Origin of the sequence: Actinomadura mexicana (assembly GCF_900188105.1) — a bacterium.
In the GTDB taxonomy this organism is placed as follows: domain Bacteria; phylum Actinomycetota; class Actinomycetes; order Streptosporangiales; family Streptosporangiaceae; genus Spirillospora; species Spirillospora mexicana.
Genome location: NZ_FZNP01000001.1, coordinates 924,048 through 944,389 on the forward strand (window position 1 = coordinate 924,048; position 20,342 = coordinate 944,389).

General features: G+C 74.1%; 17 protein-coding genes. 12 read left to right on the forward strand and 5 right to left on the reverse strand.

Going from position 1 to position 20,342, the window contains the following annotated elements; translation table 11 throughout:
* Positions 1–31 precede the first annotated feature (31 nt).
* From CHC11_RS04130 to CHC11_RS04145, 4 genes are read left to right on the forward strand one after another with little or no spacing between them, the layout of a single operon-like run.
* Complete coding sequence (locus CHC11_RS04130; RefSeq protein ID WP_089310172.1) at positions 32–1,252, forward strand: glycosyltransferase; 1,221 nt, start codon at positions 32–34, stop codon at positions 1,250–1,252.
* Positions 1,249–3,942: an O-antigen ligase family protein gene (locus CHC11_RS04135; protein WP_179278663.1), complete on the forward strand. Its 2,694-nt coding sequence runs from the start codon at positions 1,249–1,251 to the stop codon at positions 3,940–3,942. The genes CHC11_RS04130 and CHC11_RS04135 overlap by 4 nt, the downstream gene beginning before the upstream one ends.
* Positions 3,943–3,944: 2 nt before the next feature.
* Positions 3,945–4,694 (forward strand): sugar transferase, encoded by a 750-nt coding sequence (locus CHC11_RS04140; protein WP_143226909.1) that lies wholly within the window; start codon positions 3,945–3,947, stop codon positions 4,692–4,694.
* 41 nt (positions 4,695–4,735) lie between these two features.
* Entirely contained in the window at positions 4,736–5,656 is a 921-nt protein-coding gene (locus CHC11_RS04145) for a hypothetical protein (RefSeq protein WP_089310175.1), read from the forward strand.
* 4 nt (positions 5,657–5,660) lie between these two features.
* Here CHC11_RS04145 and CHC11_RS41075 read toward each other — a convergent pair whose 3' ends face one another.
* Both CHC11_RS41075 and CHC11_RS04150 read right to left on the reverse strand, forming a co-directional pair.
* Positions 5,661–5,813 carry a hypothetical protein gene (locus CHC11_RS41075; RefSeq protein ID WP_179278664.1) on the reverse strand — a complete coding sequence of 51 codons (153 nt, stop codon included), beginning with the start codon at positions 5,811–5,813 and terminating at the stop codon, positions 5,661–5,663.
* A gap of 132 nt (positions 5,814–5,945) precedes the next feature.
* Positions 5,946–7,508: a Rieske 2Fe-2S domain-containing protein gene (locus CHC11_RS04150; RefSeq protein ID WP_218825920.1), complete on the reverse strand. Its 1,563-nt coding sequence runs from the start codon at positions 7,506–7,508 to the stop codon at positions 5,946–5,948.
* Positions 7,509–7,848: 340 nt separating this feature from the next.
* Between CHC11_RS04150 and CHC11_RS04155 the strand changes: the two genes are divergently transcribed.
* The 8 genes from CHC11_RS04155 (at position 7,849) to CHC11_RS04190 (ending at position 15,214) form a co-directional block, all read left to right on the forward strand.
* The gene (locus CHC11_RS04155; protein ID WP_179278665.1) at positions 7,849–8,604 is read left to right on the forward strand and encodes a sensor histidine kinase; all 756 of its coding nucleotides are present in this window, start codon (positions 7,849–7,851) and stop codon (positions 8,602–8,604) included.
* Positions 8,601–9,248, forward strand: coding sequence for a response regulator (locus CHC11_RS04160; protein ID WP_089310177.1), 648 nt, complete (start codon positions 8,601–8,603; stop codon positions 9,246–9,248). The genes CHC11_RS04155 and CHC11_RS04160 overlap by 4 nt, the downstream gene beginning before the upstream one ends.
* A 102-nt stretch (positions 9,249–9,350) precedes the next feature.
* Positions 9,351–10,223 (forward strand): cytochrome P450, encoded by an 873-nt coding sequence (locus tag CHC11_RS04165; RefSeq protein ID WP_089310178.1) that lies wholly within the window; start codon positions 9,351–9,353, stop codon positions 10,221–10,223.
* A gap of 31 nt (positions 10,224–10,254) precedes the next feature.
* Positions 10,255–11,388, forward strand: coding sequence for an alpha/beta hydrolase (locus tag CHC11_RS04170; RefSeq protein ID WP_089310179.1), 1,134 nt, complete (start codon positions 10,255–10,257; stop codon positions 11,386–11,388).
* Between the two features lie 60 nt (positions 11,389–11,448).
* Positions 11,449–12,510 (forward strand): alpha/beta hydrolase-fold protein, encoded by a 1,062-nt coding sequence (locus CHC11_RS04175; RefSeq protein ID WP_089310180.1) that lies wholly within the window; start codon positions 11,449–11,451, stop codon positions 12,508–12,510.
* Positions 12,511–12,568: 58 nt separating this feature from the next.
* Positions 12,569–13,852: a sensor histidine kinase gene (locus CHC11_RS04180; protein WP_089310181.1), complete on the forward strand. Its 1,284-nt coding sequence runs from the start codon at positions 12,569–12,571 to the stop codon at positions 13,850–13,852.
* The gene (locus CHC11_RS04185; protein ID WP_089310182.1) at positions 13,849–14,514 is read left to right on the forward strand and encodes a response regulator; all 666 of its coding nucleotides are present in this window, start codon (positions 13,849–13,851) and stop codon (positions 14,512–14,514) included. Before CHC11_RS04180 ends, CHC11_RS04185 begins: the two co-directional genes overlap by 4 nt.
* 88 nt (positions 14,515–14,602) lie before the next feature.
* Positions 14,603–15,214: a response regulator gene (locus CHC11_RS04190; RefSeq protein WP_089310183.1), complete on the forward strand. Its 612-nt coding sequence runs from the start codon at positions 14,603–14,605 to the stop codon at positions 15,212–15,214.
* A gap of 20 nt (positions 15,215–15,234) precedes the next feature.
* On the opposite strand, the gene CHC11_RS04195 is transcribed toward CHC11_RS04190, so the two are convergent.
* Genes CHC11_RS04195 through CHC11_RS42385 form a run of 3 tightly spaced genes read right to left on the reverse strand, consistent with a single transcriptional unit; the run spans position 15,235 to position 20,277 of the window.
* Positions 15,235–16,716: a serine/threonine-protein kinase gene (locus CHC11_RS04195; protein ID WP_089310184.1), complete on the reverse strand. Its 1,482-nt coding sequence runs from the start codon at positions 16,714–16,716 to the stop codon at positions 15,235–15,237.
* Positions 16,717–16,738: 22 nt separating this feature from the next.
* Entirely contained in the window at positions 16,739–18,436 is a 1,698-nt protein-coding gene (locus CHC11_RS04200) for a serine/threonine-protein kinase (protein ID WP_143226911.1), read from the reverse strand.
* A complete protein-coding gene (locus CHC11_RS42385) occupies positions 18,436–20,277 on the reverse strand; it encodes a serine/threonine-protein kinase (RefSeq protein ID WP_245918694.1) in 1,842 nt (613 codons plus the stop codon). The genes CHC11_RS04200 and CHC11_RS42385 overlap by 1 nt, the downstream gene beginning before the upstream one ends.
* Positions 20,278–20,342: the final 65 nt, after the last annotated feature.

Genomic DNA, 20,342 nt, shown 5'->3' on the forward strand with positions numbered 1-20,342 from the left:
GGATCCGGCCCTCCCGGCCTGTGAGGTGCGCATGAGCACCCCGAGGAAGCTCAGAGTCGCCACGGTGATCACCCGCTTCAACGGGGGCGCCGGCCAGGTCGCGCTGAACGGCGCGCTGGCGCTGCCGGACGGCGGCTACGAGCCCGCGATCGTCACCGGCGGCGTCGGTATGGACAGCACGGCCTCCTCCACCGGCAGCGGCGTCCTCTTCGGGGAGGAGGCCGTCGCCAACGCCGCCGCCGGTGACCTCACCCGGCAGGCCCACGCGGCGGGGATGGAGATCGTCCAGGTGGGGCCGCTGGTGCCGCAGGTGTCGCCGCGCGACGACCTCGCCGCGCTGCGGACGCTGACCCGCGTGCTGGCGGAGGGGCGCTACGACGTCGTCCACACCCACAGCGCGAAGGGCGGCGTGCTCGGACGGATCGCGGCGGCCCGCGCGGGCGTCCCCCGCATCGTCCACACGTGGCACGGATTCCCGTTCAACGAGTTCCAGTCGCGGGCGCGGCGACACCTCTACATACGCCTCGAACGGATCGCGGCCAAGCGCACCGACGCGTTCCTCGCGATCGGGTCGGAGACGGTGACGACGGCGCTGCGGCTCGGGCTGACCACGCCGGAGCGGGTCCGGCTGTCGTGGCCGGCCGTGGACGTGGACGCCTACGCGACCGCGCCCGGCTCCCGCGCGCGGGCCCGCCGCCGCCTCGACCTGCCGCTCGGTGTGAAGGTCGTCGGGTCGGTCGGGCGGCTGACGTTCCAGAAGGGACCGGAGATCTTCGCGAGGGCGGTCGACCGGCTGCCCGACGACGTGTTCGGGCTGTGGGTCGGCGGCGGCCCGATGGCCGCCGAGATGGAGAGGCTCACCGCCAGGCTCGGCATCGGCGGGCGGATGCGCTGGCTCGGGCACCGCGAGGACGTCGCCGACGTGCTGCCCGCGTTCGACGTGATGGCGATGGCGAGCCGCTGGGAGGGGCTCCCGTGCGTGCTGGTCGAGGCGATCGGGGCGGGGATCCCGCTGGTCGCGACGGCCGTCCCGTCCAACCAGGACCTCGTGCTCGCCGGGGAGACCGGCATGCTCGTGCCTCCCGGGGAGCCGGACGGGCTCGCCGCCGCGGTGTCGGCGCTGCTGGACGACCCGTCCGCCGCGGCGCGGATGGCGGAGCGGGCCCGGGCCAGGGTCGGCGAATGGTTCTCGCCCGGGTACCTCGGGACGGTCCTGGACGAGACCTACCGAGGCGACTCCAGCCGCCCATGACCACGGTGATCGAGGCCCCGCCCGCGCCGCCGCCGCTGAGGCGCCGCACGCGGCCGGCGGCCGTCGTGCTGGTCGGGGGCATCGCCTCGCTGCCGATGCTGATGCCGGCCGGCCTCGCGCCGGGCCCCGGCAACACCGGGCTGCCCGACGTCGCGCTGGTCGGCCTCATCGCGACGGCGCTGGTGTGGGCGGGCACCCGCGGGCTCCCGGTCCGGTGGCCGTTCCTCATCCCGACGCTGATGACGATCATCGCGGGCGGGATCGCCGCCGTCGTCAACGAGGCGGGCGCGCTGACCCTGATCAAGGACATGTTCGTGCTGCTGTGGGCGGTGGGCATCGCCAACCTCGGCCGCGACCCGGCGCTCCTGAGGGTCGCGCTCCGCGCGTTCGTCCGGATCGGGACGTGCTACGCCGCCGTCATGATCGTCGGTTTCGTGCTGGGCATCGACGCGCTGTCGGGCAAGCAGATCGACGGCGAGCGCGCGATGTTCACGTTCGGCGACGCGAACTACGCGTCGAACTGGTTCATCTGCGTCTTCTTCGTCGCCCGCGCGACCCGCCATCCGCGGTCCCGGGGGAGGCGGTGGGCGGTCTGCGGGATCCTCCTCGCCGCCGAGCTCCTCACCGGCTCGAACGGCGGTCTGCTCGCGCTCTGCGTCGCGGTCCTGCTCGGCTGCCTGTTCCGGCTGTTCCGCGAGGGCAGGGCGCACCACGCGATCGCCGTCGGCCTGTTCGCCGTGTTCGTGGGCGGGGCCGGCGTCACGGTCGTCACCCAGGTCGACGTCCAGCCGTTCCTGGACCACGCCAGCCAGACGTCCCCGATCCTTCGCGACTCCATCGGGCGGACGACCGGGGAGAGCACGAACTCGCGCGGCACGGTCCTCGCCACCACCCTCCAGATGATCGACGACCAGACGCACCCGTGGGGCATCGGGCCCGGCCAGACCGAGCGGCAGATGCTGGTGCGGCAGGAGACCTACGTCCGGGAGGCGCACAACGACTACGTCGCCGCGGTCCTGGAGCGCGGTTTCCTCGGGGGCGCCGCGCTCGTCGTGCTGGTCTTCGTCCTCGTGCTCAAGTGCGTGCGGATCGCCCGCCGGGACGCGCTGACCGGCGAGTACGCGCGGCTCGTCCCGCGTCCCGAGCTGTTCGGCGCGCTCGTCGCCGTCTTCCTCGTCTCCGGCCTGTTCTACGAGACGCTCCACTACCGCCACGGCTGGGCGATCTTCGGGTTGATCGCCGCGCTCGACCTCTTCGGACGCGGCGACGGCTCCCCCGGCCGCCGGCGCATCCGGCCGCACGCGACCGCGCCCACCGTCTCATCGGCCGTGCGACGCCCCCAGGCGAGACGGAACGGTGCGGCGGTCATCGCTCCCCGCCCCGCGTCCGGCCTCCCGGAGCCCGAGGCCGAGGGCGGGGCGGGGAGAACGCGGCGCAGGCTGCTGGCACTGGTCGCGGGGAACGTGGCGGGGCGGGTCGGCGCGCTCGCCTCGCTCGGCGTGGCGACGGTCCTGGTGGCGCGGATCGGCGGGCCCGAGCTCGTCGGCGCCTTCACGCTCGTCCGGATCCTGCCGGGACTGCTGTGCCAGTTGTCCAGCGCCGGGCTGCCGGGCGCGGCGCCGTTCTTCCTCGCCCGGGGCGACTACGACCAGAGCCGGGTCCGGCCCACGCTGGCGTGGCTGACCGTGATCGGCGCGACGATCTCCGGCGTCGGCTGGCTGGCGCTCAGCCCGCTGGTCTACCTGGTGTTCTTCAAGTCGTTCGGACTCTGGGTCGCGGTCGCCGCCGCCGCGCCGTCCTTCACGCAGGGCTTCGTCTCGGTCGGCAAGGGCCTGCTGCAGGGGACCGACGACCAGCCCGGCGCGAGTCTCGCCATCGCCGTCGAGGAGTTCGTGTTCCTGCCGATCTACCTCGTGCTCCTCACCGGCTGGTACGGGCCCGGCGCGCTGATCAGCGGTCTGGTGCTCGCCGACGTCGCCGCCGCCGCATGGATCATCCGGCGGCTGGCGCGGCGCGGGTTCTTCGCCGGATGGGGGCGTCCCGACCGCCGGCTCGGCCGGTCCATCGCCGGGTACGGGCTCCGCGGCTACCTCGGCCAGCTCATCGACCTGCTGCAACTGCGGTTCGACATGGCGCTGCTCGGCGCGCTGGCCGGGCCGAAGGTGCTCGGCGTGTACACGGTCGCGAGCAAGTTCGCCGAGCTCGTGCAGCTTCCGGGGCTCGCGGTGAACTACATCCTCTATCCGGACTTCGCCAAGGAGGACCGGGACACCGCGACCAGGAGGACGTCCCGCCTGATCCTGCCCGCGCTCGGCGTGTCGGCCCTGGCGGCGCTGCCGCTCGCCCTCGTCGCCGGGACCGCGCTGCCCTGGGTCTTCGGCGACGTGTTCGACGACGCGGTCGTGCCCACCTACATCCGGCTCGCCGGCGTCGTGACGTTCGGGGTCACCGGGCTCGTCATGGCCTACCTGTACGGGGTCGGACGGCCCGGCGCCGCGTCCGCGGGGCAGGGCCTCGGGCTCGCGGTCGTCGTCGTCCTCGGCGCGCTCCTGATCCCCGCGCACGGCGCGACCGGCGCCGCGGTCGCCACGTCCGTCTCCTTCGTCGCCACCACGGCGGCGCTGCTCGTCTGGTTCCGGCGGGTCGGCAGGACCGCGCCCGCGCCCCCCGCACCCGAAGACAAGGGGTGATCATGTCCGAGTTCGCGAGCCGTCCCGTCGACACGTCCGACGGCGTCCCCCCGTCCACGGCGCGCCGTGTGCTGGACGTCGCCGGCGCCGTCGCCGGGCTGCTGCTCCTCAGCGTCCCGCTGCTGGTCGTCTACCTGCTGGTGCGGCTGTCCAGCCCGGGGCCCGGCGTGTTCCGGCAGACGCGGGTCGGGCAGGGCGGGCGGCCGTTCACCATGTACAAGTTCCGGACGATGCGGCAGGGCGTCGGCGGCCTCACCGTCACCGCCAACTGCGACCCGCGCCTGACGAGGACCGGGAAGATCCTGCGCCGGTGGTCGCTGGACGAGCTGCCCCAGCTGGTGAACGTCCTGCGCGGCCAGATGACCCTCGTCGGGCCGCGCCCGGAGACCTACGACCTCGCCGTCCACTACGACGCGCGGTGCCGCTGGATCTTCGACCACCGGCCCGGCCTGACGGGCGTGTCGGAGGTCCGGTTCCGCGACTTCGACGTGCTCGGCCCCGGCGAGGAGGTCGACCTCGCCGGCTACATCGAGCGGATCGTCCCGGCGCGGGTCGCGGTCGACGCCGTCTACCTCCGGAACCCGTCGATGCGGGCCACGCTCGGCGCGCTCTGGGACACCGTCAGGCACATCCTCGGCTTCACGGTCCCGCCCCTCCGGGTGGACGCCGCCGGGGCCGTCCGCGAGACCGCGGTCGAGGGGGCGCGGGAGCAGCCGGTGCGCGCCGCCGAGGAGCCCGGCTCCGCGGCCTGACATCCACAGGAGCATCCACCGCCTTCGGGGAGTGACGCGGGATGGACGTCCAGGACGCCCGGTTCAAGATCGCGGCCGTCGCCACGGCGGTCGTGCTGGCGGCCGGATTCCTTTTCCACCTGAATGGCCGGACGCCGGTCCACCGGTCGTACGGGGGGCCGGCCGCCACGCCGGGGACGCCCGCCACCGAGCCCGGGAGGACCCGCCGGATCGCGCTGAACACCGAGCCGTCGGACTATCCGCGGCTCCGGGCGCTCGGCTACGACCTGGTGGACGTCAAGGCGGATCCGGCGCTCGTCGCCGGGGTCCCCGCCGGGATGCAGGCGCTGCTCTGGGTCGGCAACTTCACCTGCGGCGACTTCGAGCTCGGCTGGGAGGCGTTCGAGCGGGCCGTCCAGCGGTTCGGGCGCGACCCGAAGGTGTACGGGTGGTACCTGTCGGACGAGCCGAACACCGGCGACTGCCCGGAGGTCGCCGGCGAGATCCGCCGCCGCGTCCGGTACATCGAGCGGAAGGCACCCGGGCAGATCTCGTTCATCTCGCTGACGGACTGGCCGATGAAGGCGCTCACGCCGCGACGCGTCGGCGTCGACCTGATCGGCCTGGACCCCTACCCCTGCAAGGGCTCGCCGGAGGCCCGCGAGCACTGCGACATCGGGGCGATCGACCGGATGGTCCGGATGGCGGACGCCGCCGGGATCCCGCGCGCCAAGGTCGCACCCGTCCTGCAGACGTTCGGGCAGAGCTGCACCCAGGGCGACAAGCAGTACTGGATGCCGACGCGGGCCCAGTTCCGCGCGATCCTCGCGCGCTGGGACCGGCTCGCGCCGCGGCCGCCGCTGGAGATCTCCTACTCCTGGGGGCGTCAGGAGGAGTGGGCCTGCCCCACCCTCGCGGACGCCTCCGGCGGCGCCCACCCCGACCTGCAGAGCCTCATGCGGGCCCGCAACACGGCGCGCTGAGGGGTCAGTTTCCGCCGGGCTGGTCGGCGACGGCCGGATGCCGCGACTTCGACGGGACCTGGAACTCCAGCGACCCGAGTCTCAGGGCCAGGACCTCCATCACACCGACGGCCAGAATCAACGCGACGGCCACCAGGCCGAGCTTCCTGCGGTTCAACCGCGCACCCCTTCAAACCCCCGGACAAGCAGGCAAAAAACTTAACATGTCATGATCTAAACCCTGTTCCAGATCCGCCCTTTTCTCACCCTTCGTGACGCCTTTGTGATCCTGCGCAGCCCCGTGTCGCGGTCAGAGCGGTCGGCTGGTGAGGTTGGCGGCGCGGGCGTTGAGACACTCGCCCGTGGCGAGGTCGAAGGCGAAGTTGTGGGCCAGGCAGTGGATCCGCCCGTCCCGGACGACCGCGCCGACCGACAGGTCCTCGCCCGCGTGCGGGCAGTAGCGCGGGATGTCGTAGCGGGCGCCCGCGTCGGCGATGACGATGCGCTCGCTCTCGTCCCGTCCGGTCTCGTACGCCTCGACGGCGTTCAGCGCCGGCGCGTTCGCGTGCTTGAGCAGTCCGACCAGGTGGTCGTTGTAGACGTCGGGGTCGCGGTAGAGGCTGAGCCGGAACGAGATGAGCAGGTCCTCCCACGCCATCCGGCCGGTGAGCACGCCGTCCAGCCAGCGGGCGGCGGTGGTGATCCGGTAGTGCGGGCGGACGTCCGGGGACGCGTGCGCCACCGTGAGGCCGTCCGGCGAGAAGTCGACGTCCCAGGCGCCGCCGTTCGGACCGGTGACCTCGAACCGGACGATCATCGCGATCCGCCGGAGGAAGTAGTCGCTGAGCCCGCCGAGGTGCGCGAAGTGGGCGGCGAACCGGTCGAACAGGTCGGGGCCGGGCTCGGGGTGGTCCGCCAGCACGGCGGCGATGGCGCCGGCCCGGTCGGCGGCGTACCGCCTGAGGTAGTCGCTCCGGCCGGCGTCGGCGAAGGAGAACTCCGCCGAGACCGGGTCGCGGGTGATCTCCCCGGTGTCCAGGTCGACGGTGTCGCCCGGCTTGAAGCACTCCCAGCGCTGCCCCGGCAGATGCTCGCGCAGCCAGGCGGTGGCCGCCTCCGGGTCGCAGAACGCGCCGTCCGCCTGGTCCAGTACCCGGTTGAGATGGTCGACCTCGGCGTCCAGGAAGCACGGCGGCCCGGCGAACGGGGCCGCCAGCACGGGCGCGGTCTGCCGGACGAGCCGCTGCGCCGCGCGCAGCTTGGAGACGCGCTTGGCCATCGAGACCTCGGCCATCTCGGCGGCGGAGTACTCGTAGCAGATCGGGTGCCAGGACGCCCCGGACGTCTGCAGCGCCATCAGGTCGAGCCGGCCGCCCGCCAGGTGCCCGGCCCGGCGGGCCTGCGCGGCGGTGAGCCGGGCGTCGTTGCAATGCAGGATCCCGCGACCGTCCGCCACGATCAGAAAGGCGGCGTCGTGGCACATGGGCGACAGTTCGGGAATGACGGTGATCCAGGAGCCGCGATTGTCAAGCGCGAATTTCTCCCACGGCTGGATTTCGATGACCTGACGCCCGCCCGCGGCGGCCGCCATGCGTTCCCGGAAGGCGGGTCCGGGATAACACGGAATGAGGATCCGGGTTCGCGCGGGAAGGCGCTCGATGACCCACGGATCGAAATGGTCGAGATGCTCGTGCGAGACCGCCACCCAGTCGGCGTCGAGCAACGGAGCGAGCTCCAGGTGATCGTTTCTCGGGTACTGGTGCCAGGAGCCCAGAAAGGCCCCGGTCGGAGCGAGCCACGGGTCCGCGAGCAGATGGAACGCGGCCGCGTCCACCGACACCCCCGCATGTCCGATAAATGTGACAGTCGGCATGTCCAGACTGTCGCTCCCCGGCCCCGCCGGCGCACCCGCCGGAGTGCGTAAAGCGACTACGCCCGCAGCATGAAAGAGATATGCGCCGGGACTGGATATGTCGAGGGAGACGCACCAAAAAAAGATCGAGTTTACCTTGCCCATGAAATGTCCACTTCCGGACAAAAAGGGCATTCTGCGGGGCGGGCCGCTGGACATCCGCGGGGCGGCCGGGCGATCGTCGACACGGGTGCTGGAATAGCGGGCGGTGGTCGTCATGAACAACGGGCGGGCTCGATCTTCTCGAGGGGACACTTCCGGGGGCGCGAGGGCGCTCGCGGGCACGGGCGTCCGGGACGGCGTGCGCCACGACAACCGCGACCGGACGGGCGCGTCCGACCGCGGCGGGCAGCCGCTGTGGCGGCGGCGGCTGCGGCACGACATCCGGCACGAACTCGGCACGATCATCATGCTGGCCTCGGCCGTCGTCGTCGCGGAGGACGTCGGCGACACCAGCCGGGCCCGCATCGACCAGCTGCTCGGCGAGACGCGGTGGCTCGACCACCTGCTGCGCCGGCTCGACGAGGACGACGACCACCCGGTGCCCGCCCCGGAGCGGATCCGGGTGGACGGCCTCACCGCCGAGGTCGTCACCGGGATGCGGCTCGTCACCCCGCACGAGATACGCCTCACGGCCGGCGAGGCGTGGGCGCACATGGACCCGGTCTCGTTGTGGCGCGCGGTCCGGAACGTCCTTGAGAACGCGTGCCGCGCCGCCGAGGGACGGGTGGACGTGCACGTCGAGGCCGCGCAGGGCCGGCTCGTCATCCAGGTCGACGACGATGGCCCGGGGTTCGGCGCGAGCCGGGGGGCACCGGCGGGGCGGCCCCCGGCCCGTCCCGGCCTGGCGTCGCTCGGACTCGGCATCGTCCACGACCTCATCTCCGGGTACGGCGGCACCCTGGAGATCCGCACCTGCGAGATGGGCGGGGCGCGCGTCCGCATGGTGCTGCCGGCGGCGCCGCCCCCGGAGGACCGCGCGGCGGCCGCCCTCGCCGACGCGCACTCCGACGCCCGCTCCGACGCGCACTCCGACGACTGGCGGCCGTACCCATGAGGATGGTCATCTGCGACGACCACGCGGTCTTCGCCGAGTCGCTGTCCCTGGTGCTGGCGAACGCCGGGCACAGCGTCGTGGGGGTGACCTACTCCCCCGCCGAGGCGCTGCCCGTGCTCCGGACCGGTCAGCCCGACCTCTGCCTCATCGACCTGCACTTCCCGTCCGGCACCGCGCTCGACTGGATGCCGCGGCTGCGCGGCTCGTCCCCGCGGACGAGGTTCGTCGTGCTGACCGGATTCCTGGAGCAGTCCGTGCTGGAGGCGGGCCTCGCGGCCGGCGTCCGCGGGTTCGCGCACAAGGGCCAGCAGGCCGGCGACATCCTCGCCGTGCTCCGCCGCGTCGCCGCCGACGAGATCGTCGTCGACCAGGAGATCCGCCGGGGCGACGGCAGGCGGCGCGCCCAGGCGCGGAAGTTCGCGCGGTTCCTCACGCCCCGGGAACGCGAGGTGCTGACGCGGCTGGCACGCGGCGAGTCCACCCAGATGCTCGCCAAGGCGATGGGGGTGACGCGCAGCACGGCGCGCAGCCACGTCCAGAGCGTCCTGAGCAAGCTGGGGGTGCACTCGCAGCGGGAGGCGGTGATCGAGGCCGCCCGGCACGGCCTGGTCAGCGTGGAGACCGGGGAGTGGCTCGCGGGATAGCCGGCGCGCGGTTTCGGCGGGATCCTCAGCGGGCACGGCCGAATCCGGCCCTTCAGGGGGCGACCCCAACGCGTTAGCGTCTGCCTGGGAGAGGAGGTTCCCATGCCTCAACGGCGAGGCACGCCGCCCGTCTCCGACGCGGGGGTCCTCGACTGCCCGGACGCCTACGTGCGCGGGGTCCCCTACGACAGGCTCGAACGGCTCCGCACGCGGACGCCGGTGGTGTGGCTCGACGGGCGCACGGCGGGCCGGCCGGGCGCCTGGGCCGTGCTGCGCCACCGCGACGTCCGGCATGCGCTCGCGCACCCCGAGTTGTTCTCGCCGCAGGTGGACGGTGTCGTGCACGGGCCGCTGAGCGCGGCGGAGCCGCCGGGCGAGGCCGCGCTGATCGACATGGATCCGCCGGCGGAGGCGATGCTCGCGCGGATCCCGCAGGGGGAGAAGGTCGACTTCGTCCGCGAGGTCGCCCGCGACCTTCCCGAGACGCTGCGCAACACCCTCGCCGGCGGCCTGCACGCGCTGCTGCGCCACCCCGCCGAGTACGTCCGGCTCCGCGAGGGGCGGCGCGACGAGCGGCTCCTCGCCAGCGCGGTCGAGGAGATGCTGCGCTGGTGGACGCCGGTGCTGCACGTCCGGCGCACCGTGCGGCGCGGCACGGTCATGGGCGATGTGCCGCTGCTGGCGGGCGAGGAGGTCATGCTGTGGCTGGTGTCCGCGAACCACGATGACGGGGTCTTCCCCGAGCCGGGGCGCTTCGTCCCCGACCGGTTCCTGGGGGACGCCCCGCCCCATCTGTGCTTCGGGTTCGGGCACCGCGCCTGCCTGGGCGCGCAGCTCGCGCGCGTGCACCTGCGGGCGCTGCTCGTCGCGCTGCTCGAACGTCCCGGCCTGCCGCGGCCGGCGGGCGAGCCGGTGATGCTGCGGTCGAGCGCCCGGCACGGGTTCGCGCACCTGCCCGTCCGCTGGGCCCGCTGAACCTTTCCCGCCCCTCGGTCGTAGTAGGTGCGTGGGACTCACGAGCCCGGGGACGCTGAGCCTGCTCGTCCTGCTGGCCTTCGGCTGTATGGCCGCGACCGTGCGGGCCTGGCCGCGTGCCGCGGCACCCGGGCCTCGGGCCGCGGGAGCCCGCGCGCTGATGCTGGCGGGCTGCCAGTCGTCCGTCCTGCTCACGCTGGTGGCGGCCCTGAACTCGCACTACCTGTTCTACGGGTCGTGGACGGACCTGCTGAGCGCCGCCGGCGGAGGCGCCCAGGCGCACCGGCCCTCCGGAGGGAACGCGGCCGCCGCGACGAGGGTCGTGCGGACGGTGCAGGCCGGCCTCGACCCGGGACCGCGCGCCGAGCACGTCCCGGCGAAGGACGGCCAGGTCGAGCGCCTCGACATCCGCGGCGTCCGGACGGGCCTGGCGTCGCAGGCGTACGTGTACCTGCCGCCGCAGTACTTCCAGCGCGCCCACGCCGCCCGCCGCTTCCCGGTGGTGATCCTGCTGGCCGGGTACCCGGCGGCGGACCGGCTCGTGTGGATCCGTCAGGGGCACGTCCCCGAGGACGCCGCGCGGGCGCAGGCGCGGGGGCGGATCCAGCCGATGATCTACGTGATGATGCGGCCGACCGTGGTGCGGGGCTGGGACACCGAGTGCGCCGACGTGCCCGGCGGCCCCCAGGTCGAGACGTTCTTCGCCCAGGACGTCCCCGAGGCGGTCGCCGAGACCTACCGCGTGCCGCGGGACCGGAGCGGATGGGCGCTCGGCGGGTACTCCACCGGCGGGTTCTGCGCCGCGAAGCTGGCGATGCTCCACTCCGACCGGTTCTCCGCCGCCGTCAGCATGGCCGGGCACTTCGACGCGCTGATGGACCCGACGACCCGCGACCTGTACGGCGGGAGCAGGGCCGTGCGGATGGGCGACGACCTCGTCTGGCGGCTGCGGCACCTCCCCGCGCCGCCGGTGTCGATCCTGGTGGCGTCGGCGGACGCCGGCGAGAAGACGTTCCCGTCGGCGCAGAGGTTCATGCGGGCCGCGCGTCCTCCGCTGGTCGTGGACAAGGTGCTGCTGAGCAGCGGCGGCCACAACTTCAAGACGTTCCGCAAGTACATCCCGCCGTCCATCCGGTGGCTGAGCGCGCTGCTGCGGGGCGAGTGACATGGAACCCGTGAAACTGACATGGAACCGGTGAAGCTGACATGGAACCGGTGAGCTGACGTGGAACCGGTGTCCGCGGCCCTCATCGGCCCCGTGTGCCTGCTGGCGCTCGGCTGCGCGGTCGCGGCCGTCGTCCTGTGGCGGCGGCTCGCGGGGGCGGGCGTCCGGGTCGTGCTGGCGCGCTCCGGGCTCCTGCTGGCCACGCAGGCGGCGCTCACCGCGTCGGTCGTGCTGCTGGCCAACCGGTACTTCGTGTTCTACGCGACGTGGAACGAGCTGCTCGGCAACGATCCCGCGCACCTCCGGGTCCAGCACGTCCAGCCGCAGCGGGCGGCGGGACGCCTCGTGGAGCGCACCGCCACCGGCCTCGGCCCGAAGCGGGCGGGCCACAGGCCCGACCCCGCCAAGGACGGACGGGTCGACCGCCTGACCATCCACGGCGCGCGCAGCGGCACGGACGCCGAAGCGTACGTCTACCTCCCGCCGCGGTACTTCCAGCGGGCCGAGCGGCTGCCCGTGGTCGTCCTCATGGGGGACGGCGCCCCCGCCGACCGGCTGCGGGACGCCGACCTGCCCCGCGCCGCCGGAGCGACGCGGCCCATGGTGTACGCGGTGGTGCGGCTCCACGGTGCCGCCGACTGCATGGACGTGCCAGGACCGCGCCCCACGCTCGGCGAGACCTACCTCGCGCAGGACCTCCCCGAGGCATTGGCGTCCCAGTACCGGGTGGCGGAGTCCCGCGAGGGATGGGGCGTGGCGGGGACCGGCGGCGGCGGGTGGTGCGCGGCGCGGCTCGCCATGCTCCGCTCCGACCGGTTCGCCGCCGCCGCGAGCCTCGGCGGCCGGTTCGGCGCGCCGGACGGCGACCTCTACGGCGGCAGCGAGCGCTACCGGCTCGGCAACGACCTGCTGTGGCGGCTCCAGAACGTCCCGCCGCCCCCGGTGTCGGTCCTCGTCGCGGCCGGGAGGAGCGACGAGCAGGCACGGCGGTTCGCCGCGCTGGCGCGCCCGCCGATGCGCGTCGAGACCTCCCCGGTGGCCGGCTCCCCCGCGTCCGCCTCCGAGGTCGCGTCCGTCCTGGCGTGGCTGGGAACCCGGCTCCGGATACCTCCCGCGGAGTAGGGGCGCTGACTCCCCAGGGCCGACGTGGCCCGGCGGGCCCATGACTTAACGTGCAGGAATGAGCACTTCGCCGCCGCGCTGGCCGCGGCCCGCCGCGTGGCCGGTGTGGGTCGTCCCGCTGCTGGTCGCGTTCCTCCAGGTGGGCGGGTCGCTGGGCGCGCAGGGCGACCGGTCGCACGGAGGGCGGCCCGGCGGCCCGCCGTGGGAGCACGGGAGCGAGTCCCTCGGGCACACCGGCCTGGACGCGCTCGGCTTCGCGCTGCTCCTCGCCGGGCCCGTCCTGCTGCTGTTCCGGCGCCGGTACCCGGTGTTCACGGTGTGCTCCACCGCGGCGGTGACCGCCCTGTACTTCCTGCGCGCCTACACCTACGGCCCGGCGCCGCTGGCCCTGGCCGTCGCGATGATGGCCGCCGTCGTCGCCGGGCACCGGCTGCTGGTCTGGGCCGGGACCGGCATCGGCCTCGCCGCGTTCTTCGGCCTCACCGCGCTGATCGGCGTCCCGGCCGCCGAGCGCGGTCAGGGCGGCCCGTTCCCGGTGGAGGAGCCGACGCTCGGCGGGTCGAGCTTCGTGGTCGGGTGGGCGCTGGTGGTGCTGGTCACCGCGGAGCTGATCCGGATGCGCGGGCAGCGCGCCGCCGAGACGGCCCGCACGCGCGCCGAGGAGGAGCGCCGCCAGGCCAGCGAGGAGCGGCTGCTGATGGCCCGCGAGCTGCACGACGTGCTCGCGCACAACATCTCGATGATCAACGTGCAGGCGGGCGTGGCGCTGCACCTGATGGACGAGAACCCCGAGCAGGCACGGACGGCGCTCGCCGCCATCAAGGACGCCAGCAAGGAGGCGCTCACCGAGATGCGCGGGGTGATCGGCGCGCTGCGGGCGCAGGGCGAGACCGCGCCCCGCGCACCGACCGCCGGGCTGGACGGGCTGGACGACCTGCTGGCCCGCGCGCGGTCCGCGGGGCTGGACGTCGAGGCCGAGATCACCGGGGAGCGGCGGCCGCTGCCCGCCGGCACAGACCTGGCCGCGTTCCGGATCGTCCAGGAGTCGCTGACCAACGTGACCCGCCATGCCGGTCCCGGCCCGGTGACGGCGCGGGTCCGCATCGCCTACGGTGAGCACGAGATCGTGGTGGAGGTCGAGGACGACGGCCGGGGCGTGTCCCCGCTGGACGACCGGCCGGCCGGCAGCGGGATCCGCGGCATGCGCGAGCGGGCCGCCGCGCTCGGCGGCGCGTTCGACGCCGGTCCGCGGACCGGCGGCGGGTTCGGCGTGCGGGCGAGGCTGCCGCTGGACGCCGGCCCGGACGCCGGGGCGGCCGGGCCCGAGGGGGATGCGCGATGATCAAGGTGGTGCTGGCCGACGACCAGGTGCTGGTGCGGGCCGGGTTCCGGGCGCTGCTGGACGCGCAGCCCGACATCGAGGTCGCCGGGGAGGCGGGCGACGGCGAGGAGGCGGTGGCGCTGGCCCGCCGGCTGCGTCCCGACGTCATCCTGATGGACATCCGCATGCCCGGCCTGGACGGCCTGGAGGCGACCCGGCGGATCGCCTCCGACGAACGCCTGAACGGCGCGCACATCGTGATCCTCACCACGTTCGAGCTGGACGAGTACGTCTTCGAGGCGCTGCGCGGCGGGGCGAGCGGGTTCCTGGTCAAGGACACCGAGCCGGTGGAGCTGATCCACGCCGTCCGGGCCGTCGCGGACGGGGACGCGCTGCTGTCACCCAGCGTCACCCGGCGCCTGATCGCCGAGTTCGCCGCGCGGGCCAAGGAGCCCGCGCCCTCGCCGCGGCTGAACGCGCTCACCGACCGGGAGCGGGAGGTCATGGCGCTGGTCGGCGAGGGACTGTCGAACGAGGAGATCGCCGCCCGGCTCGTGGTGAGCCCCGCCACGGCGAAGACGCACGTCAGCCGCACGATGGTGAAACTGGGGGCGCGCGACCGGGCGCAGCTCGTGGTGTTCGCCTACGAGTCGGGACTGGTCAAACCGGGCTGGCTGCCCTAGAAACTTTACCCAGCGGCGATTCACTGTTGCCGCCCGCAGGATCATGACAGGGTGGACGGCACAGGCCGTCACCGACGTGAGGAGTCCGGTGCCGCACGACGCGAGGATTCTGGCCGTCGACGACCGCGAGGAGAACCTCACCGCCCTCGCGGCCGTGCTCGACGCGCTGCCGGTCGAGGTCGTGCCGGTCACCTCCGGCCAGGCCGCCCTGAAAGAGCTGCTGAACGACGACTTCGCGCTGATCCTGCTCGATGTCGTGATGCCGGACATGGATGGCTTCGAGACGGCCGAGCACATCAAGGCCCGGCCGCGCACCCGGGACATCCCGATCATCTTCCTCACCGCGGGCGGCGGCGCCGGCGAGCAGGCGTTCCGCGGCTACGCGGCGGGCGCCGTCGACTACCTCACCAAGCCGTTCGACCCGTGGCTGCTGCGCGCGAAGACGTCGGTGTTCGTGGAGCTGCACCGGCGGAACCAGCAGCTCCGGCAGCAGGCCCGGCTGCTGCGCCAGACGCTGGAGGAGGGCGAGGGCGAGGCCACCCCGGCGGGGTGCGACCGGCTCCTGACGGCCCTCGACCAGCGGGTCGCCCGCATCGAGGCCGACATCGCCCGGATGCGGTCCGGCGAGCCCGCCGACGAGCTCGACGCCCACGTCGCCGATCTGCGGACGGCGCTCGACGCCCTGGCGGCGGGCGGCTGAAGGCTTCCCCTGACGCCGCCCTACCCGGTGATGACGGACGTGGTCTCCGAGCAGCCCGCCGTCACCGCCGGCGGTGCGCAGATCAGCGGGCTCGCCGCCGACGGCCGACCGGGCGCGTCGCCCAGCGAGCCCGTGCTCAGCCTGCCGCGCAGGATGAACGCGCCCAGCAGCACCGCCGCCACGACGAGGACGACCGCGATCGTGACGACCAGCACCGTCTTGCGGCGCTCCCCGCCACCGCCGGGCCCGTCGTGGACGGGCGGCGGCGGAGGCTGCTGCCAGTTCGCGTACTGCTGCGGCTGCTCCCATGGCGGAGGCGTCTGCGGCGGAAGGCCCGGATGCGGTTGCCGCACGGACGGGTGCACGGACGGTCGCCGCACGGACGGGTGCTGGGACGGGGGCGGCGCCCACTCCGTCCCCACCAGCGTCCGCGGCTCCGGATCCGGCCGGGGAGGGGGCGGCGGCGGGCGGTTCGGGGCGCCGCGGTCCTGGAACCGGCCCGGATCGCGGCGGGTCACCGGGTCGGGCTCGCCGCCCTTCCCCACGTCGCGGCGGGTGACCGGGTCGAGGTCCTCGGGGTCCAGGACGGTCTCCGAGGCGTTCTCGGACCGGCCGCCGGGCAGGTAGCGGGCGGACGGCTCGTCCGTCATCGTCTCGTTCACCGGCGGCGGCCGCGGCGGGGACGGCGGCGGCATGGCCGCGACCTGGGTGAGCAGCGGCAGCGCCTGCGCCGCCGTCATCCGGCGCAACGGCTCGCGCGCGAGCAGCCCCTCCAGCACCCGGCCGAGCGGCCCCGCGTTCCGCGCGGGCGGCACGGGCTCGGTCAGCGCGGCCTGCAGCGACGACATCGCGTCCGACCGCTCGTAGGGGGAGCGGCCCTCCACGGCCGCGTACAGCGTCGCGCCGAGCGCCCACAGGTCGGAGGCGGGGACCGCGCGCTCGCCCTGCACCCGCTCCGGCGCGATGTAGGCGGGCGACCCCATCACCAGGCCCGTCTGGGTGAGCGTCGAGTCGCCCTCCATCTGCGCGATGCCGAAGTCGGTGAGCACGGCCCGCCCCGCGTCGGTGACCAGCACGTTGCTGGGCTTGACGTCGCGGTGCAGGATGCCCTTCTGGTGGGCGTGCTGGAGCGCGCCGAGCATCTGCAGCCCGATGTCGGCGACCCGGCGGTGCTCCATCGGGCCGCGCTCGATGATGTCCTGCAGCGACGGGGCGAGGACCAGCTCCATCACGATCCAGGGCCGGTCCGACTCCTCGACGACGTCGTGGACGGTCACCACCCCGGGGTGGTTCAGCCGCGCCGACGCGCGGGCCTCTCGGAACGTCCGCTCGTACAGGACGGCGCGCTCCGCGTCGCTCAGCCCGGGCGGGAGCACGACCTCCTTCACCGCGACCTCGCGGTCCAGCATGGTGTCGAAGGCGCGCCACACGGTGCCCATGCCGCCGCGGCCGACCACCGAGTCGAGCCGGTAGCGGTTACCGAGCAGACGTGCCTGTGCCATCTCTAGAAGGTCCCCCCACTGGTCATCCCACCCCGGAGGGCTGGAACGTGTCGAGCACATTGTTCACGAGTGTCTCGTTCTCGTTCCACTGGGAGGTGGGTACCGCCACCACCACGGCGAAGGGCCGGCCGTCCACCATCACGCCGCGGTCCTTCGCGCGCGTGCCGCCCGAGCGGGACCAGGTGAACTCGATGTCGGCCGCGGGCCGCCCGGCGACGGTCGTGCGGGTGATCTCTCCGATCCGCTGGAAGCCCTGGAGCTTGCCGTCGGCGATCGCCTCCCGCTCCCAGGTGACCCAGTGCTCGTAGGGGTCGCCGGACCAGACCGTCCGGTCGACCTGCACGTAGGCGCTGGATGCGGGGTCGGTCCAGACGACGCTGTTGCCCTGCACCGAGCGCCGCCACCCGCGCGGCACCGCGATCGTGTAGCCGGGCCCGCTCGCGCGGACGAGCCCGTCGGGCAGCCGTTGCCCGCTCGGACCCGGCGTGGGCGCGGGGTCGTCCGAGGAGGCTGTCGGGGTGGTCTGCGTGACCGGCGTCGTCTGCCCGGCGGCCTGCGGCGGCTGCGACGCGCCCGGCCCGCCGGCCGCGGAGCCCTTCGGCCAGAGGGCGTACCCGGCGACCGCCAGGACCGCCGCCGCCACGACGACGCCGGCGAGGACCGGCAGGACCGGGGACTTCCGCCGCGCCGGCGCGGCGGACGGGAGCCCCTGCGTCCACTGCGTGCCCGTTCCCGGCGGATAGTGCTCCGTCGTCTCGGGCGGGACGGGCACCGGAATGGACGCGTGCGCGTGCGACCGCGCCGGCGCGGGCGAAGGGCCGGACGGGAGCGTCGCGGTCCAGGTGGCGCCGGCGGCCGCGGCCGTCGCCTCGTTGGCGGCGATCTGCGCGGCGGCCGCGTCCGCGGCGTGCCCGGAGGCGACGGCCCTGAGCGCCTCCTCGGCCCGGTCCCCGGTCATCCGCCGCACCGGGTCGCGTTCCAGCAGCCCGGTGAGGACGGGCGCCAGCGGCCCCGCGTTCTTCGGCGGCGGGACGTCCTGCGTCATCACGGCGGCGAGGACCGCCATCGCGTCGCTGCGGTGGTGCGGCGCCCTGCCCTCCGTCGCCGCGTACAGGGTGGCGCCGAGCGCCCACAGGTCGGACGCGGGGATCGCCGGGTCGCCGTTCACCCGCTCGGGCGACATGTACGCGGGCGACCCCATGATCAGTCCGGTGCCGGTGAGGGTGGCGTCGCCCGCCACCTGCGCGATGCCGAAGTCGGTGAGCACCGCCCGGTCGTCGCCGGTGACCAGCACGTTCGCCGGCTTGACGTCGCGGTGCAGGACGCCGATCGCGTGCGCCGCCCGCAGCGCGCCCGCGATCTGCGCGCCGATCGTCGCGACCCGTCCGGGCGGCAGCGGGCCGTCCTCCTCCACGACCTCCTGGAGGGAGCGGGCCCGCACCAGCTCCATGACGATCCACGGCCGGCCGTCCTCGTCCACGACGTCGTGTACGGTCACGACGCCGGGGTGGTTCAGCCTTGCCGAGGCGCGGGCCTCGCGCAGCGTCCGGCGGTGCCGGTTCTCGCGCTCCTCATCGCTCAGGCCCGCGGGCAGCACGACCTCCTTGACCGCGACCTCGCGGTCGAGGGTCTCGTCGGTGGCGCGCCACACGGTGCCCATGCCGCCGCGCCCGACGACGGATTCGAGCCGGTACCGACCGGCCAGCAGCCGCCCTTCCATCAGGCGTCCGCGGGCTTGAAGAACCGGTAGACCGGCTGGAGTTCGGAGTACACCTCGTCCCAGTCGCCGGCGGGGGCCCGCAGCAGGATCGCGTAGCCGTGCCCCTTCGTCACGAACCCTCGGTTGAGGATGTGCACCCGGCCTCCGTCGCCGTCGTAGGTGAACTCCCAGTCCGCCGACTTGTCGCCGTTCCCGGTGTCGGGCACCGGCGGGTGGTCCCCGGTCGCCGCGATCCTGAGCTTCCGGTAGCCGGGCCAGCCGGAGCCGCCCCGCTCCTGGCGCCGCCAGTCGTCGATCGCGCTGGCGCCCGGGTCGTCGGTCTGGTCGATCTGGATGTAGGTCTTGCGGCCGGGCGCGTAGAAGAAGTCGCCGCCGTTCTTGCGCTCGGGTCCCTTCCAGTCGTCCGGGACGGGAACGGAGTAGCCGCTGCGGTCCTTGTGCGTCCTGAACCCGGCGGGGAGGGCCGGGCTCGGGTTCGTGGACTTGACCGGGGAGGACGAGGATGCCTTCCCCGTGGCCGGCGGCGTCGAGGCGCCCTTCTTCTGCCCCTTCGCGTCGTCGTCTCCGCCATTGCCGGCCAGCGCGATCCCCACGACGACCAGGATGACGAGCAGCACCACCCCCGCGATGATCAGCACGTTGCGGTTGGACGCGAGCGCGGGACGCCCGGCGACCGGGTGGTGGGTGGTCGGCGGGAAGTGGGTGTCCGGCCCGGGCGCGGGTCCCTCGCCCGGAGTCGTCACCCTTCCGGCTGGCTGCGTGCGGGGGCCCGGCCGCCACGAGCGGACCCGGTCGGGGTCGGGCGCGGTCTCGGCCGGGTTCGCGGTCTCGGGCGCGCTCGGCGCCCCCCTCGGCAGGTCGAAGCTGGTGAGCTGGTCGGGGCGGGCGCCGGCGTCCGCCGGGCGGAGCGCCTCGCCGGGCGCCTCCGGGATGGTCGTCTGCGTGCCCGGCGCCTCCGCGGCCGGGTACTCGACGGCCATCGTCCGCTGGGTGTCGACGGTCTCCTGCCGGACGATCTCGTCCAGCATGCGGCCGGCCTCGATCGCGTCCATCCGCTGGTCGGGGTTCTTGCGCAGCAGGCCCTCGATGACCGGGACGAGCCGGCCGCCCTTCTCCGGCGGGTCGGGCTCATCGGAGATCACCGCGACCAGCGCGGCCATCGGCTCGGGGCGCTCGAACGGCGACTTGCCGTGCAGCATCGCGTACAGGGTGACGCCCAGCGACCACAGGTCGGAGGCCGGTCCGGCGACGCGGCCGCGGGCCCGCTCCGGCGCGATGTAGGCGGGCGAGCCCATGACGAGCCCGGTCTGGGTGAGGGTGGCGTCGCCCGAGGCGGTCGCGATGCCGAAGTCGGTGAGCACGGCGCGCTCGCCCATCCGGCCCGTGCCGGTGATCAGCACGTTGCTCGGCTTGACGTCGCGGTGCAGCACCCCGGCCTCGTGCGCGGCGTGCAGCGCGGCGAGCATCTGCCGGGCGATCTCCGCGGCGCGGCGCGGCTCCATCGGCCCGTCCTGCTTGATCACCTGGTCCAGGGAGCGCGCCCTGATGAGCTCCATGATGATCCAGGGGCGGTCGTCCTCCTCGACGACGTCGTAGACGGCGACGACGCCGGGGTGGCTGAGCCTGGCCGCGGTGCGGGCCTCACGGAACGTGCGCTTGTGGTGCACGGCGCGTTCCTCATCGGTGAGACCATGCGGGAGGATGACCTCCTTCACCGCAACGTCACGACCGAGGACCTCATCGTGCGCCTGCCAGACCGTCCCCATGCCGCCTCGGCCGACCTGGGTCACCAGGCGGTAGCGGCGAGCGAGCAACCGCTCACCGGCGGGTTCATTTGGCATATCCGCGACCATATCGACTTTTGCTGACAACCTTGGACTGAGAGTGCAAGCCACTTCCCCCTACC